Here is a 13,404-nt window from a genome sequence, read left to right as displayed (position 1 = left end):
GACTGACAAACGAGGAATCCTGTCCATGACCGTTGCCCTGTGGTGCATCCTGATCGCGCTGATCCTGCCGCCGCTCTGTGCGCTGATCGCCAAGCTGGCGAGCGGCCGGTTCGGCTTGAAGCACAACCATGACCCGCGCGCCTTCCTCGATACCCTGTCGGGGCTGCCGCGCCGCGCGCACTCAGCCCAGCAGAACGGTTACGAAGCCTTTCCGGCATTCGCCGCCGCTGTGCTGGTGGCAGACATCGTCGGCAACGCCGAACAGGTGACCCAGGATGTGCTGGGTGTGATGTACATCACCAGTCGGCTGCTCTACATCATCTGCTACCTCGCCGACTGGGCGGCACTGCGCTCTCTGGTCTGGTTCGCTGGCCTTGCAATCATCGTGGCGTTCTTCGTGGTCTCGGCCTGACCGCATCGCCCGGTGCCGAGGCCCCCGTCACGGGACCTTGGGCACTTCAGGCAGCGGTTGGCCCTTGGGCCACAGCATCCAGATCTGGCCCTGCTGCTTCATGTTCCCGGCCAGGTCTCCGGCTGCCTGGCCGGTCCCCCAGAACAGGTCGGCGCGAACCTCGCCTGCGATAGCGCCCCCAGTGTCCTGGGCCGCGACCGGGCGCACAACGGGGCTGCCGTCCGGTCGGGTGGTCGATAGCCACAGCAGGCTGCCAAGCGGGATGACCTTGCGGTCGATAGCCACGCTGTAGCCCGCCGTCAGTGGAACGTTGAGCGAGCCACGTGGCCCTTCGTTGCTGTCGGGGCGCGTGCTGAAGAACACGTAGCTGGGGTTGCTGGCCAGCAATTCGGGAACCCGTGAAGGGTTGGACTGGGCCCACGCATGAATGGCGCCCATGCTCACGTCTTCTTTTTTCAGCTGCCCTTGCTCGACCAGCCAGCGCCCAATCGGACGATACGGATGACCGTTCTGGTCAGCGTAACCCAGGCGCAGCTGGCGCCCGTCCTCCAATTGGACGCGACCAGAGCCCTGGATCTGCAGGAACTGCAAGTCCATCGGGTCGGTCAGCCAGGCCAGTACCGGGGCCTTGGCGCCGTTGCGGTTGATGACCTCAGCAGTGTCGTAGGGCTTGAGCACGCGCCCTTCGAGGCGACCACGCAGGCGCTTGCCCTTGAGTTCGGGGTACACGCTGGCCAGGTCCACCGTGATCATGTCTTCGGGAGGGCCGTAGACCGCCACATCATAGGTGGCAGAGGGGGTCAGGCTGCCAGGGTAGACAGGTTCGTAATAGCCGGTGATCAAGCCGTTGGCACTGTTGTCAGCCGAACGCAGGCCATAGACCTCAAGGTTCTGCTCGAGAAAGATGCGCACCTGTGCAGCGCTTGCCGGCTGGCTCCCAGCGGCTTCACAGGTGGCCGCCCAGACCGGGTCGCGCTTGAGCTTTTCGCAGCCGCTGCGCCAGGCATAGAAACCGGCGAGCAGGTCTTCGTCGCTGACCGTGGGCAGGTCTTTCCAGGTACCAGGCGCGTAGGTTGCGATGGCGTGGGGCTCGGGCTTTGCCGTCTGGTCGTTGTCGCAGCCGGCCAGCAAGGCCAGTAGCGGGAGTGTCCAGGCCAGGTGGCGCAAGGCATGTTTCATCGGTGTATTCCTGTCATGGACGAACACGCGGTTCACCCTTGTTTTTTATGTGGCTATTGGTCTTTCGCCCATTGGCAGCGATACTGGCCGGCCCTTTTTCCAGGCATGGGTAGGCGAGATGTTTAAGCGGTTGGGCGTTGTGGTGCTTGCAGCATTGACCTTGGGTAGTGGCCTGACAGGTTGCGGGGGCGTTGACCCCAACTCGCCACTGGGCAAGCGCAAGGCCATCTTCAAGGACATGCTCAAGACAAGCGAGGACCTGGGCGGCATGTTGCGTGGTCGACTGCCGTTCGACGCCGGTCGCTTCGCCCAAGGGGCGGACACCCTGGATACGCTGTCTCACCAACCCTGGCAGCACTTTGCGCAGGTACCCGAGGGCGAAGGCAGCGCGGCGCGCCCCGAGGTGTGGCAACGGCAGGCCCGCTTTCAAGACCTGGCCCGGCAGCTGGAGGCAGCCACCGGAGCGCTGGTGCAAGCGACCCGCCAGCCGTCGCTGGACGCTGCGCAGTTGAAGGCACCCATGGACAAGGTCGAAAACGCATGCCGGGCGTGCCACAGCGAATTTCGTAACCATTGAATGACGCGGCAGGCGGCGGCTGGCCCGTGCGCCGCCTCAGGCGCTGGCCTCAGCGGTCAAGGTCGTCTACCGCGTCCTGCAGTTCCTTGCGGGACTCGGCGAGCTTGTCCTTGCGCTTGTTGATTTTTTCGGCGTCGCCTTTCTTCTCGGCCTTTTTCAGGTCCTTCTCCCGCTGGGCCACCTCATGGCGCGCATCGAGCACCTTCTGTTCACGCTCTTTGCGCAGGCTGGCCTCGGTGCAGTTGGCCACGCCACGCAAGGCCTCCTCCAGCCCGGCCGCCTGCGCGGCATTGCCGTGCTCACGGGCGATCTTGAGCTGGTTCTCGATCGCGCTGCGCTTGGCATCGCAACCGGTCAGGCCGGCATCGGGCGCGGCGGCCTGTGCAGCGCCTGCGCCCAGGCCCAAGGCCGCGAGCAGAAAAAGGGAAGAAAAGCGTTTCATGAAAAGCCTCCTGGACGGGGCAGGGCAACGAGAAAAATTCTGGATGGAAATCCTGCCTTGGTTTTGGCCATTTAGGAACCCTTGATAAGACTGGGCCGCTAAATCTCCGGCTTTTCCTACAGTTTTTTTGGTAAATAATCATTGCTCAGGCCTGAGCGGCTGCTCCGAGAACCCGTCTACACCTTGCCCGGCCAGATGTGACCCAATGGCTTGCACCTCGGCGCTGGCGAAGAATCGCGCAAGTTCGTCCGCCCGTTTCGAGCCGATGCCAGGCTGGGCTTGCCACTGCCCACGCGTCTGGGCAACCACCGTCGGCCAGTCACCGGGCAGCGCCACCCCCTTGCCGATAGGTGTCCCGATACCGCGAACCCATTGTGTGAATGGACGCAAGCGGGCCTGTTCGAAGGCGGCCAGCAACTGGGCTGCCCTCAGGGTGCTGATGCTTGGCACCTGTTGCAGGCGCCCGGCATCGAGCTCCAGCCAGTCGGTCATCGTCGAAACCAGGCCTGCCTCGACCAGTCGTCGCCAGGTGCCTGGGCCCGTTCCTGGCAGGGCCAGGCCTTGTTTGCCGGCCAGCCAGCTGAGGCGAGCGATGAACTGCTCATTACAGCCTTCTCCGGCACGCCAGCAGCTGTGGGCATGGTATTGGTCGACTGCCGGTGCAGTGACTGGCTGGCGCTCGACCGAGTAATGCACGATCTGGTCGAAACGGGGGATGGTCAGCCCTGCCAGGCTGATGGCTATCTGGTCGCCTGGACGAACGTCCAATGCCTGCCAGCGTGACAGCGAGCCCAGGCTGACACGGGTCACGCGTCGGTCATCGAGGGTCACCGGCTCGACGTGAACGATGGGGGTGACCTTACCTGTGCGTCCGATTTGGAAGCGCACCTCGCGCACCTGCGCCAATTTTTGTGCGTAGGGGTATTTCCAGGCTGCGATCCAGTACGGCGCCTTGGCCTGCCAGCGTTGGGCAGGCGGGCGTTCGCCCTGGCGCAGGATCACCCCATCGCTGGCGAAGGGTAGCGGCGTGCCGAACCAGTGGTCCCGCCACCGCGCAGCTTCTTCGGGGGTGTTTATCGCAACGCTGTAGCGCTGACTGTCCGCAAAGCCCAGTTGGGCCAGCTGCGACAGGCGCTCGGTTTGCTGTTCAGGCCCCTTGGGCCACTCCCAGACGAACAGACCGAGGCGGGCGCCTTGTTCCTCGTCGATCTGGTGGCGAGCGAGCAGGCCGGCGACCGTGCCACGGGCATTGAGGCCCCCTGCGCTTGCCTGTATGTGGCCTTCAAGGCGCAAGTAGAGCTCGCCTTGCAGCGACAGATCGAGCGGGCGGGGCAGCTGCCGGACAATCCCTTCGAGTTGTGGGATATGGCGGCTCCAATCGTGCCCCCGGACCCCGTCGCCTCGGCTGATCAACTGGGTCAGCCGGCCCTGGCGGTAGATCAGTGACACCGCCACGCCATCGACCTTTGGCTGTACCCACAGGTCGGTCTTGCCAGTCATCCAGCCGGCAACCCGCTGGAAGTCGGCCAGCTTCTGCACGCCGGTGTGCGGCACGGGATGGACGACCGGACCGCCCGCCCTGGCCAGCGGCGAGGCCTCGGTCGCAAGGCCAACGCAGCGCTGCAACATGGCCAGGTGATCGCGGCTCTGGTCATACAGCTCATCGGCCACCAGTGCCACGCCGTCACGGTGATAACGTTCGTCCCAATGGGCGAGCGTTGCGCTCAGTTGGGCGATCTGTGCGTGTGAGCGTGCCGGTGTCCAGTCCGGGCACGGGTTGGCCCAGGTCGGCGGCAGGTGCAACACCACCATGATCAGCAGCAATACGATTGGCATGGCCCGCTTCCTTGCGTGGCTTGAAGTGTGCCGAGCCTATGGGGTTTTCACGGTGTTCGCCTCGGGCGGTTTGTCAGGCGATATGTCACAAAAAAGCCCCTGCCGATTGCTCGGCAGGGGCTTTCGCTCAGCGCTGTAGGAAATTACAGGCCGGCAGCGTCACGCAGCGCTTCAGCGCGGTCAGTGCGTTCCCAAGTGAAGGTGGTGAAGGTGTCGTCACCCACGGTTTTCTGCTGCGGGGTGCGACCGAAGTGGCCGTAAGCAGCGGTTTCCTGGTACATCGGGTGCAGCAGGTCGAGCATGGTCGTAATGGCGTATGGACGCAGATCGAAGCACTCGCGCACCAGCTGGATGATCTTCTCGTCCGACACCTTGCCAGTGCCGAAGGTATTGATCGAGATGGAGGTCGGTTGGGCCACGCCGATGGCATACGAGACCTGGATCTCGCAGCGCTCGGCCAGGCCGGCGGCGACGATGTTCTTGGCCACGTAGCGGCCGGCATAGGCGGCGGAACGGTCGACCTTGGACGGGTCCTTGCCCGAGAACGCGCCGCCGCCGTGGCGGGCCATGCCACCGTAGGAGTCGACGATGATTTTGCGACCGGTCAGGCCGCAGTCACCGACCGGGCCGCCGATGATGAAGTTGCCCGTCGGGTTGATGTGGTACTGGGTACCTTTGTGCAGCAGTTCGGCAGGCAGCGTGTGCTTGACGATCAGCTCCATGACCGCTTCCTGCAGGTCTTTCTGCGACACCTCGGGGTTATGCTGGGTGGACAGCACCACCGCATCGATACCCACGACCTTGCCACCTTCGTAACGGCAGGTGACCTGCGACTTGGCATCCGGGCGCAGCCAGGGCAGCAGGCCGGACTTGCGTGCTTCGGCCTGACGCTCGACCAGGCGATGCGAGAAGCAGATCGGCGCTGGCATCAGCACTTCGGTCTCGTTGCTGGCGTAGCCGAACATCAGGCCCTGGTCACCGGCGCCTTGGTCTTCTGGCTTGGAACGGTCGACGCCTTGGGCAATGTCCACCGACTGCTTGCCGATGATGTTCATCACGGCGCAGGTGGCACCGTCAAAGCCGACGTCGGAGCTGTTGTAGCCGATGTCGATGATGACCTTGCGTACCAGGTCCTCGAGGTCGACCCAGGCCGAGGTGCTCACCTCGCCGGCAATGATCGCCACGCCGGTCTTGACCAGCGTTTCACAGGCGACGCGGGCGTACTTGTCCTGGGCGATGATCGCGTCCAGCACGGCGTCCGAAATCTGGTCGGCGATTTTGTCCGGATGCCCTTCGGACACGGACTCGGAGGTGAAAAGGGAGTATTCGCTCATCTCGAAGGTTCCTGAAATTTACCGATGGTGTATGTCGCCAGCCGTCCGCTGGAAATGGCGGACCTGGATCTGGAAACCGTTACGCAGGCCTACGTACAGGCTATCCCCGTGGGACAGGCCTGCCGCGTTGGCCCAGCGGGCCAAGTCGTCCTGTTCGAAGCCGAGCCACAGGTCGCCGCAGGCTTCCCGCGCCCACCCCTGGTCATGGCTGCACAATTCGGTGATCAACAGGCTGCCGCCTGCCTTCACCCGTTTGGCCAGCTGGCACAACGCCAGGGCCGGATCGCTGAAATGATGCAGGACCATGTTCAGCACAACGCAGTCGGCGACCACATCCGTTGCACCCAGTGCATCGGCCAACTGCAGGTTCACGTTGTCCAGCCCTTCGCGCTGACAGACCTGGCGGGCGAGTTCGAGCATGGTCGGGCTGTTGTCAAGCGCGGTAACCTGCGCAAAACGCCGAGCCAGGTCCGGAAGGAACCCCCCATCGCCGGGGCCGACCTCAAGCGCGCTGGCGCTTGGGTCGAAATGCAGCTTGTCGAGCAGCGCCAGCAGGCTCTCGCGATATTGCGGCAAGCCTGCGATCAGGTCCTGCTGGGCGCGAAAGCGCTCTTCCACGCGCAGGAAGAAGTCCTGGCTGGTTGCCGCGCGGCGCTGCTGCACCTGGGCGATGCGGCCTTGCACCTCGGCGGGCAAGGCCAGGTCATCGACCTCGTCGAGCAGCGCGGCGTGCAAGCGTCCGCCCAAGCGCAAGCTGTCGGGCAGGGCGCGGCGATAGAAAATGGCGTTGCCTTCCCGACGGGTGGCTACCAGGTCGGCCTGGGCCAGCACCTTGAGGTGGTGGCTCATGCCCGACTGGCCGATGTCGAAGATCTGCGCCAGCTCCAGCACGCCGAAGGAATCGTTGGCCAGGGCGCGCAGCACATTCAGGCGCAACTCGTCGCCACTGGCCTTGCACAGGGCGGCCAGTGCCTCGCGTTGTTCCGGTATTGCTTGCGCACGAAGGTTCATGGTGCGGGAGTCTAGACAGGCATCGTTGCCCTAGCAAGGCCTATATCAAAAAGTTTTGATATTGCAGGTCCGTTGCCCATTAGCCATTACCCTTGTGTTGCCATTGCGGTCGATGATCGGACCAATGCACGCCGCCTGCTGCTTAAATGTTTGCCCCAAGCGCCCCAGTGGGCGAAAATGGACGCCTTTTTCGTATCACCACCTATTCAAGCCCCCAGGAGATCAGCGATGCCCAGCCGTCGTGAACGTGCCAACGCCATTCGTGCCCTTAGCATGGATGCCGTGCAAAAGGCCAACAGCGGCCACCCCGGTGCCCCCATGGGCATGGCGGATATCGCCGAGGTTCTTTGGCGCGACTACCTCAAGCACAACCCGAGCAACCCGGCATTTCCCGATCGCGACCGCTTCGTGCTGTCCAACGGCCACGGTTCGATGCTTATCTATTCGCTGCTTCACCTGACCGGCTACGACCTGTCGATCGACGACCTCAAGAGCTTCCGTCAACTGCACAGCCGTACCCCTGGCCACCCGGAGCACGGTTACACCCCTGGCGTCGAGACCACCACCGGCCCGCTCGGCCAAGGCATCGCCAACGCCGTGGGCTTCGCCCTGGCCGAAAAAGTCATGGCGGCCCAGTTCAACCGTGACGGCCACACCATCGTCGACCACAACACCTATGTGTTCCTGGGCGATGGCTGCATGATGGAAGGCATTTCTCACGAAGTGGCCTCGCTGGCCGGTACCTTGGGGCTGAACAAGCTGGTTGCCTTCTACGACGACAACGGCATTTCCATCGACGGTGAAGTGCATGGCTGGTTCACCGACAACACCCCGGCGCGCTTCGAAGCCTACAACTGGCAGGTGATCCGCAACGTCAACGGCCACGACGCCGAAGAGATCAAGACGGCCATCGAGACCGCCCGCAAGAGCGACCGTCCGACCCTGATCTGCTGCAAGACCACCATCGGTTTCGGCTCGCCGAACAAGCAGGGCAAGGAAGAGTCCCACGGCGCGCCGCTGGGCAACGACGAAATTGCCCTTACCCGTCAGGCACTGGGCTGGAACCACGGTCCGTTCGAAATCCCCGCCGACATCTATGCCGAGTGGGACGCCAAGCAAGCCGGTGCCAAGGCCGAAGCCGAGTGGAACCAGCGTTTCGACGCCTACGCTCTGGCGCACCCGGAGCTGGCCGCAGAGTTCAAGCGCCGCATGGCCGGTGACCTGCCTGCCGATTTCAGCGAAAAGGCCCAGGCCTACATCGAGGAAGTGGCGGCCAAGGGCGAAACCATCGCCAGCCGCAAGGCCAGCCAGAATGCCCTGAACGCCTATGGCCCGATGTTGCCCGAGTTCCTCGGCGGTTCGGCGGACCTGGCCGGTTCCAACCTGACCCTGTGGAAGGGCTGCAAGGGCGTGGAAGCTGGCGATGCCAGCGGCAACTACGTGTTCTACGGCGTGCGTGAATTCGGCATGACCGCCATCATGAACGGCGTGGCCCTGCACGGCGGCCTGGTGCCTTACGGCGCGACGTTCCTGATGTTCATGGAATACGCCCGCAACGCCGTGCGCATGTCGGCGCTGATGAAGCAGCGCGTGATCCATGTCTACACCCACGACTCCATTGGCCTGGGCGAAGACGGCCCGACCCACCAGCCGATCGAGCAGCTGACCAGCCTGCGCACCACGCCGAACCTGGACACCTGGCGCCCGGCGGATGCCGTTGAGTCGGCCGTGGCCTGGAAGAACGCTCTGGAGCGCAAGGATGGTCCATCGGCGCTGATCTTCTCGCGCCAGAACCTGCAGCACCAGGCCCGCGATGCGCAGCAACTCGCTGCCATCAGCCGTGGCGGCTACGTGCTCAAGGATTGCGCTGGCGAGCCTGAGCTGATCCTGATCGCCACCGGCTCCGAAGTGGGCCTGGCCGTTCAGGCCTACGACAAGCTGACCGAGCAAGGCCGCAATGTACGCGTGGTGTCCATGCCGTCGACCAGCGTGTTCGATGCCCAGGATGCTGCCTACAAGCAGTCGGTGCTGCCACTGGAAGTCAGTGCCCGTATCGCCATCGAAGCGGCACATGCCGACTTCTGGTACAAGTACGTCGGCCTCGAAGGCCGCGTCATCGGCATGACCACCTACGGTGAGTCGGCGCCGGCCTCGGCACTGTTCGAAGAATTCGGCTTCACCCTGGAGAACATCCTCGGTACCGCCGAAGAGCTGCTGGAAGACTGATGTATCAGGGAGGGCAGGATGCCCTCCTGGTCGTGCGAGGGGAGGGCGTCGCCCTCCATCGCGCCATGAGGCCGCTTCCACAGGTACTGTCGCCAGCCACGGCGTAGTACCTGTGGAAGCGGCCTTGTGCCGCGATAGGCCGCCATGCGGCCTCGAAGCCATCACGCTTAGCGAGTCAACGAATGTCCCACTTGCGTCCCTATAAAGTTGCACTCAACGGTTATGGCCGTATCGGCCGCTGTGTTCTGCGCGCGCTGTTCGAGCGGGGCAGCAGGGCCGATTTCGAGATCGTCGCACTCAACGACTTGGCCGACCAGGCCAGCCTGGAATACCTCACCCGCTTCGACTCCACCCATGGGCGCTTTCCCGGCGAGGTCAAGGTCGATGGCGATTGCCTGCACATCAATGGCGATTGCGTGAAGGTGATGCGCAGCGCCACGCCCGAAGGCATCGACTGGGCGGCCCTGGACGTGGACCTGGTCCTGGAGTGTTCCGGCGCCTACAACACCCGTGCCGATGGCCAGCGCTTTCTCGAGGCCGGTGCGCCAAGGGTGCTGTTCTCCCAGCCCATGGCCAGCGAGGCTGACGTCGATGCCACGGTGGTGTACGGCATCAACCAGCACTGCCTGACCGGCATTGAGCGGCTGGTCTCCAATGCTTCGTGCACCACCAACTGCGGTGTACCGCTGCTGCGGGTGCTGGATCAGGCATTTGGCATCGACTATGTACAGATCACCACCATTCACTCGGCCATGAACGACCAGCCAGTGATCGACGCCTATCACCATGAAGACCTGCGCCGTACCCGTTCGGCGTTCCAGTCGGTGATTCCGGTGTCCACCGGCCTTGCGCGCGGCATCGAGCGTCTGCTCCCGGAACTTGCCGGGCGAATCCAGGCCAAAGCGGTACGCGTGCCGACGGTCAACGTCTCGTGCCTGGACATCACCTTGCAGACCGCTCGCGACACCACCGCAGCCGAGGTCAACAGGGTACTGCGCGAGGCGGCGCTGACCGGGCCGCTCAAGGGGCTGCTGGCCTACACCGAGCTGCCCCACGCCAGTTGTGATTTCAACCACGACCCGCATTCGGCCATCGTCGATGCCAGCCAGACCCGTGTATCAGGCCCGCGCCTGGTCAACCTGCTGGCCTGGTTCGACAACGAATGGGGGTTTGCAAACCGTATGCTCGACGTTGCCGGACATTTTCTGCACGTCGTCCACCCAACCCGCAACAAACAGCCCTGAAGGACCGCATTCATGACCGTGTTGAAGATGACCGACCTCGACCTGCAAGGTAAGCGCGTACTGATTCGCGAAGACCTGAACGTGCCTGTCAAGGACGGTGTGGTGACCAGCGATGCGCGCATCCAGGCAGCGCTGCCGACCATCAAGCTGGCCCTGGAGAAGGGTGCGGCGGTGATGGTCTGCTCGCACCTGGGCCGCCCCACCGAAGGTGAATTCTCTGCCGAGAACAGCCTTGAGCCGGTTGCCAAGTACCTGAGCAAGGCGCTGGGCCGCGACGTGCCGCTGGTGGGTGACTACCTGGGTGGCGTCGAGGTCAAGGCAGGCGAGCTGGTGCTGTTCGAGAACGTGCGCTTCAACAAGGGCGAGAAGAAGAACGCCGATGAGCTGGCCCAGCAGTACGCGGCGCTGTGCGATGTGTTCGTGATGGACGCCTTCGGCACGGCTCACCGCGCCGAGGGTTCCACCCACGGCGTTGCCAAGTTCGCCAAGGTCGCGGCGGCTGGCCCGTTGCTGGCAGCTGAGCTGGATGCCCTGGGCAAGGCGCTGAAGGCCCCGGCCAAGCCAATGGCCGCCATCGTCGCCGGCTCCAAGGTGTCCACCAAGCTGGACGTGCTCAACAGCCTGAGCTCGGTATGCGATCAGCTGATCGTCGGTGGCGGCATCGCCAACACCTTCCTGGCGGCTGCCGGGCACCCGGTCGGTAAGTCGCTGTACGAGCCCGATCTGGTCGAAACGGCCAAGGCCATTGCCGCCAAGGTCAGCGTGCCGCTGCCTGTCGATGTGGTGGTTGCCAAGGCCTTCGCCGAAGACGCCGAAGCGACCGTCAAGGCCATTGCCGATGTTGCGACCGACGACATGATCCTGGACATCGGTCCGCAGACCGCCGCCCAGTTCGCCGACTTGCTCAAGTCCTCCAAGACCATCCTGTGGAATGGCCCGGTTGGTGTATTCGAGTTCGATCAGTTCGGCAATGGCACCCAGGTGCTGGCCAAGGCAATCGCCGACAGCGCCGCGTTCTCCATCGCCGGTGGCGGTGATACCCTGGCAGCCATCGACAAATATGGCGTCAGCCAGGATATCTCCTACATTTCTACCGGTGGCGGCGCCTTCCTCGAGTTCGTCGAAGGCAAGGTTCTGCCAGCGGTGGCCATGCTCGAAGAGCGGGCCAAAGCCTGATGAACACGGCGCCTGGCAAAAGGAGTGGCCTGATGGCCAAGCAGTTGCCTGTGTTGCTGCTGGTCGGGCTGCTGAGCGCCTGCGCCGGCAGCCCGGATGCTCAGGACGACCCGGCGCAACCGCCCAAGGGCGGTTGCTATCAGTCCGAATGGCAAGCCGAAACCGTGCCAGTGATCAGCAAGCGCGTAGGCCCGGAAGGGCTGGAAAAGTACGACGAAGAGCACCAGCGCAAGGCGCCCGGCTGCCCTTGATCGGGCCGCTGGCAACCTGCAGGCCGGTTTGTGGTCTTGGAGAAGGGCCGTGTGCTGCCCATCGAGGTAACTGAATGAAAGCGCTCTTGGCCGTAATGGCCCTGGCGACACTGGCAGGATGTTCACTGCTGCAACCGGCGCAGACCGCGCCGGCGGACAACTGGACCCGGTGGGTCTGCGACACCCAGGCCGAAGTGCTGTGGCGGTTTGCCGACCCCCAGCGTGACCAGGTTGACGTACGCCTTGGCGGCGGCGACCAGGTGTACCGGCTCAAGGCCGAGCCCGGCGCCTCCGGCGCGCTGTACAGCGACGGCATGCTGGCGTTTCACACCAAGGGCGAAGAGGGCCTGGTGTACTGGGTGGCGACCAACGATCTGATAGGGCGGGGCTGCAAGGCACCGTGACTGGCCGGGCCGCTAGGTGGCCCACACTACTTGAACAGCAACTGCCCCTGCGGCAGGCTTGCACGAAACAACGACGCTTGTCGGGAGAGAGATACACAATGGCACTCATTAGCATGCGCCAGATGCTGGACCACGCCGCCGAGTTCGGTTATGGCGTACCGGCTTTCAACGTCAACAACCTTGAGCAGATGCGCGCCATCATGGAAGCGGCTGACAAGACCGACTCCCCTGTGATCGTCCAGGCCTCGGCCGGTGCGCGCAAGTACGCAGGTGCGCCGTTCCTGCGTCACCTGATCCTGGCGGCCATCGAAGAATTCCCGCACATCCCGGTGTGCATGCACCAGGACCACGGCACCAGCCCGGATGTCTGCCAGCGCTCCATCCAGCTGGGCTTCAGCTCGGTCATGATGGACGGCTCGCTCGGCGAAGACGGCAAGACCCCGACCGATTACGAATACAACGTGCGCGTCACCCAGCAGACCGTTGCCATGGCCCATGCCTGTGGTGTGTCGGTAGAAGGCGAACTGGGCTGCCTGGGCTCGCTGGAAACCGGCATGGCCGGTGAGGAAGACGGTATCGGTGCCGAAGGCGTGCTCGACCACAGCCAGATGCTGACCGACCCTGAAGAAGCTGCCGACTTCGTCAAGAAGACCCAGGTCGATGCCCTGGCCATCGCCATCGGCACCAGCCACGGTGCTTACAAGTTCACCAAGCCGCCTACCGGTGACGTGCTGGCCATCGACCGCATCAAGGAAATCCACAAGCGCATTCCCGACACCCACCTGGTGATGCACGGCTCCTCCTCGGTACCGCAGGAGTGGCTGGCGATCATCAACCAGTACGGCGGCGACATCAAGGAAACCTACGGTGTGCCGGTCGAGGAAATCGTCGAAGGCATCAAGTACGGCGTGCGCAAGGTCAACATCGACACCGACCTGCGTCTGGCGTCCACCGGTGCCATCCGTCGTCACATGGCCATGAACCCGAGCGAGTTCGACCCGCGCAAGTTCTTCGCTGAAACCGTAAAAGCCATGCGCGACGTGTGCATCGCCCGTTACGAAGCATTCGGCACTGCCGGCCATGCCTCGAAGATCAAGCCGATCTCCCTGGAAAGCATGTTCCAGCGCTACGCCAAAGGCGAGCTGGCCGCAAAAGTCAACTAAGCAAACCGGCCCCCGGAAAACCCGCAGCGATGCGGGTTTTTCGTTTCTGGCGGTGGCTGCGAAAGCGTTCTGCCATTGCATGTCACAGAATGTCAGCGAAACCGCGATCGGTCGGCTACCTTCAGTCAGTGGCTGATGGTTTTTGGCTT

13 protein-coding genes are annotated in these 13,404 nt (G+C 63.6%); 8 read left to right on the top strand and 5 right to left on the bottom strand.

Annotated features, from left to right (window positions below):
- The first annotated feature begins 25 nt into the window (after window positions 1-25).
- Entirely contained in the window at window positions 26-412 is a 387-nt protein-coding gene (locus FH041_RS15555; protein WP_023533046.1) for an MAPEG family protein, read from the top strand.
- Between the two features lie 27 nt (window positions 413-439).
- On the opposite strand, the gene FH041_RS15550 is transcribed toward FH041_RS15555, so the two are convergent.
- Window positions 440-1,591, bottom strand: coding sequence for a murein transglycosylase A (locus FH041_RS15550; RefSeq protein WP_125922200.1), 1,152 nt, complete (start codon window positions 1,589-1,591; stop codon window positions 440-442).
- A 118-nt stretch (window positions 1,592-1,709) separates the two neighbouring features.
- On the opposite strand from FH041_RS15550, the gene FH041_RS15545 reads away from it, so the two are divergent.
- A complete protein-coding gene (locus tag FH041_RS15545) occupies window positions 1,710-2,168 on the top strand; it encodes a cytochrome c (RefSeq protein WP_027914018.1) in 459 nt (152 codons plus the stop codon).
- A 49-nt stretch (window positions 2,169-2,217) separates the two neighbouring features.
- On the opposite strand, the gene FH041_RS15540 is transcribed toward FH041_RS15545, so the two are convergent.
- From FH041_RS15540 to FH041_RS15525, 4 genes are all read right to left on the bottom strand, one after another.
- Window positions 2,218-2,610 carry a DUF1090 domain-containing protein gene (locus tag FH041_RS15540; protein WP_027914017.1) on the bottom strand — a complete coding sequence of 131 codons (393 nt, stop codon included), beginning with the start codon at window positions 2,608-2,610 and terminating at the stop codon, window positions 2,218-2,220.
- Between the two features lie 138 nt (window positions 2,611-2,748).
- Entirely contained in the window at window positions 2,749-4,446 is a 1,698-nt protein-coding gene (gene ligB / locus FH041_RS15535; protein WP_140174833.1) for an NAD-dependent DNA ligase LigB, read from the bottom strand.
- A 143-nt stretch (window positions 4,447-4,589) separates the two neighbouring features.
- On the bottom strand, window positions 4,590-5,780 hold the full coding sequence (gene metK, locus FH041_RS15530) for a methionine adenosyltransferase (protein WP_023532964.1): 1,191 nt from the start codon (window positions 5,778-5,780) through the stop codon (window positions 4,590-4,592).
- A gap of 18 nt (window positions 5,781-5,798) precedes the next feature.
- Window positions 5,799-6,791, bottom strand: a complete 993-nt coding sequence (locus tag FH041_RS15525) for a metalloregulator ArsR/SmtB family transcription factor (protein ID WP_027914015.1) — start codon at window positions 6,789-6,791, stop codon at window positions 5,799-5,801.
- A gap of 228 nt (window positions 6,792-7,019) precedes the next feature.
- Here FH041_RS15525 and tkt point away from each other — a divergent pair, with 228 nt between their 5' ends.
- From tkt to fba, 6 genes are all read left to right on the top strand, one after another.
- Entirely contained in the window at window positions 7,020-9,017 is a 1,998-nt protein-coding gene (gene tkt / locus FH041_RS15520; RefSeq protein ID WP_140174831.1) for a transketolase, read from the top strand.
- Between the two features lie 182 nt (window positions 9,018-9,199).
- A complete protein-coding gene (gene epd, locus FH041_RS15515; protein WP_140174829.1) occupies window positions 9,200-10,261 on the top strand; it encodes an erythrose-4-phosphate dehydrogenase in 1,062 nt (353 codons plus the stop codon).
- A gap of 12 nt (window positions 10,262-10,273) precedes the next feature.
- A complete protein-coding gene (locus FH041_RS15510) occupies window positions 10,274-11,437 on the top strand; it encodes a phosphoglycerate kinase (RefSeq protein WP_140174827.1) in 1,164 nt (387 codons plus the stop codon).
- Window positions 11,437-11,688, top strand: coding sequence for a hypothetical protein (locus FH041_RS15505; protein WP_027914011.1), 252 nt, complete (start codon window positions 11,437-11,439; stop codon window positions 11,686-11,688). Before FH041_RS15510 ends, FH041_RS15505 begins: the two co-directional genes overlap by 1 nt.
- Window positions 11,689-11,762: 74 nt before the next feature.
- Entirely contained in the window at window positions 11,763-12,092 is a 330-nt protein-coding gene (locus FH041_RS15500; protein ID WP_027914010.1) for an MliC family protein, read from the top strand.
- Between the two features lie 98 nt (window positions 12,093-12,190).
- On the top strand, window positions 12,191-13,255 hold the full coding sequence (fba, locus tag FH041_RS15495; RefSeq protein WP_027914009.1) for a class II fructose-bisphosphate aldolase: 1,065 nt from the start codon (window positions 12,191-12,193) through the stop codon (window positions 13,253-13,255).
- Window positions 13,256-13,404: the final 149 nt, after the last annotated feature.

The sequence above is a fragment of the Pseudomonas sp. SWI7 genome (assembly GCF_006351945.1).
Taxonomy (GTDB): Bacteria; Pseudomonadota; Gammaproteobacteria; order Pseudomonadales; family Pseudomonadaceae; genus Aquipseudomonas; species Aquipseudomonas fulva.
This window is presented reverse-complemented; position numbering and strand designations above follow the sequence as displayed.

Excerpts from the sequence above, each read along its gene's own strand:
- FH041_RS15525 (WP_027914015.1), bottom strand. The coding sequence starts at position 6,791 with ATGAACCTTCGTGCGCAAGCAATACCGGAACAACGCGAGGCACTGGCC.
- tkt (WP_140174831.1), top strand. The coding sequence starts at position 7,020 with ATGCCCAGCCGTCGTGAACGTGCCAACGCCATTCGTGCCCTTAGCATG.
- FH041_RS15500 (WP_027914010.1), top strand. The coding sequence starts at position 11,763 with ATGAAAGCGCTCTTGGCCGTAATGGCCCTGGCGACACTGGCAGGATGT.
- fba (WP_027914009.1), top strand. The coding sequence starts at position 12,191 with ATGGCACTCATTAGCATGCGCCAGATGCTGGACCACGCCGCCGAGTTC.
- FH041_RS15555 (WP_023533046.1), top strand. The coding sequence starts at position 26 with ATGACCGTTGCCCTGTGGTGCATCCTGATCGCGCTGATCCTGCCGCCG.
- metK (WP_023532964.1), bottom strand. The coding sequence starts at position 5,780 with ATGAGCGAATACTCCCTTTTCACCTCCGAGTCCGTGTCCGAAGGGCAT.
- FH041_RS15510 (WP_140174827.1), top strand. The coding sequence starts at position 10,274 with ATGACCGTGTTGAAGATGACCGACCTCGACCTGCAAGGTAAGCGCGTA.
- ligB (WP_140174833.1), bottom strand. The coding sequence starts at position 4,446 with ATGCCAATCGTATTGCTGCTGATCATGGTGGTGTTGCACCTGCCGCCG.
- FH041_RS15545 (WP_027914018.1), top strand. The coding sequence starts at position 1,710 with ATGTTTAAGCGGTTGGGCGTTGTGGTGCTTGCAGCATTGACCTTGGGT.
- FH041_RS15540 (WP_027914017.1), bottom strand. The coding sequence starts at position 2,610 with ATGAAACGCTTTTCTTCCCTTTTTCTGCTCGCGGCCTTGGGCCTGGGC.
- FH041_RS15550 (WP_125922200.1), bottom strand. The coding sequence starts at position 1,591 with ATGAAACATGCCTTGCGCCACCTGGCCTGGACACTCCCGCTACTGGCC.
- epd (WP_140174829.1), top strand. The coding sequence starts at position 9,200 with ATGTCCCACTTGCGTCCCTATAAAGTTGCACTCAACGGTTATGGCCGT.
- FH041_RS15505 (WP_027914011.1), top strand. The coding sequence starts at position 11,437 with ATGAACACGGCGCCTGGCAAAAGGAGTGGCCTGATGGCCAAGCAGTTG.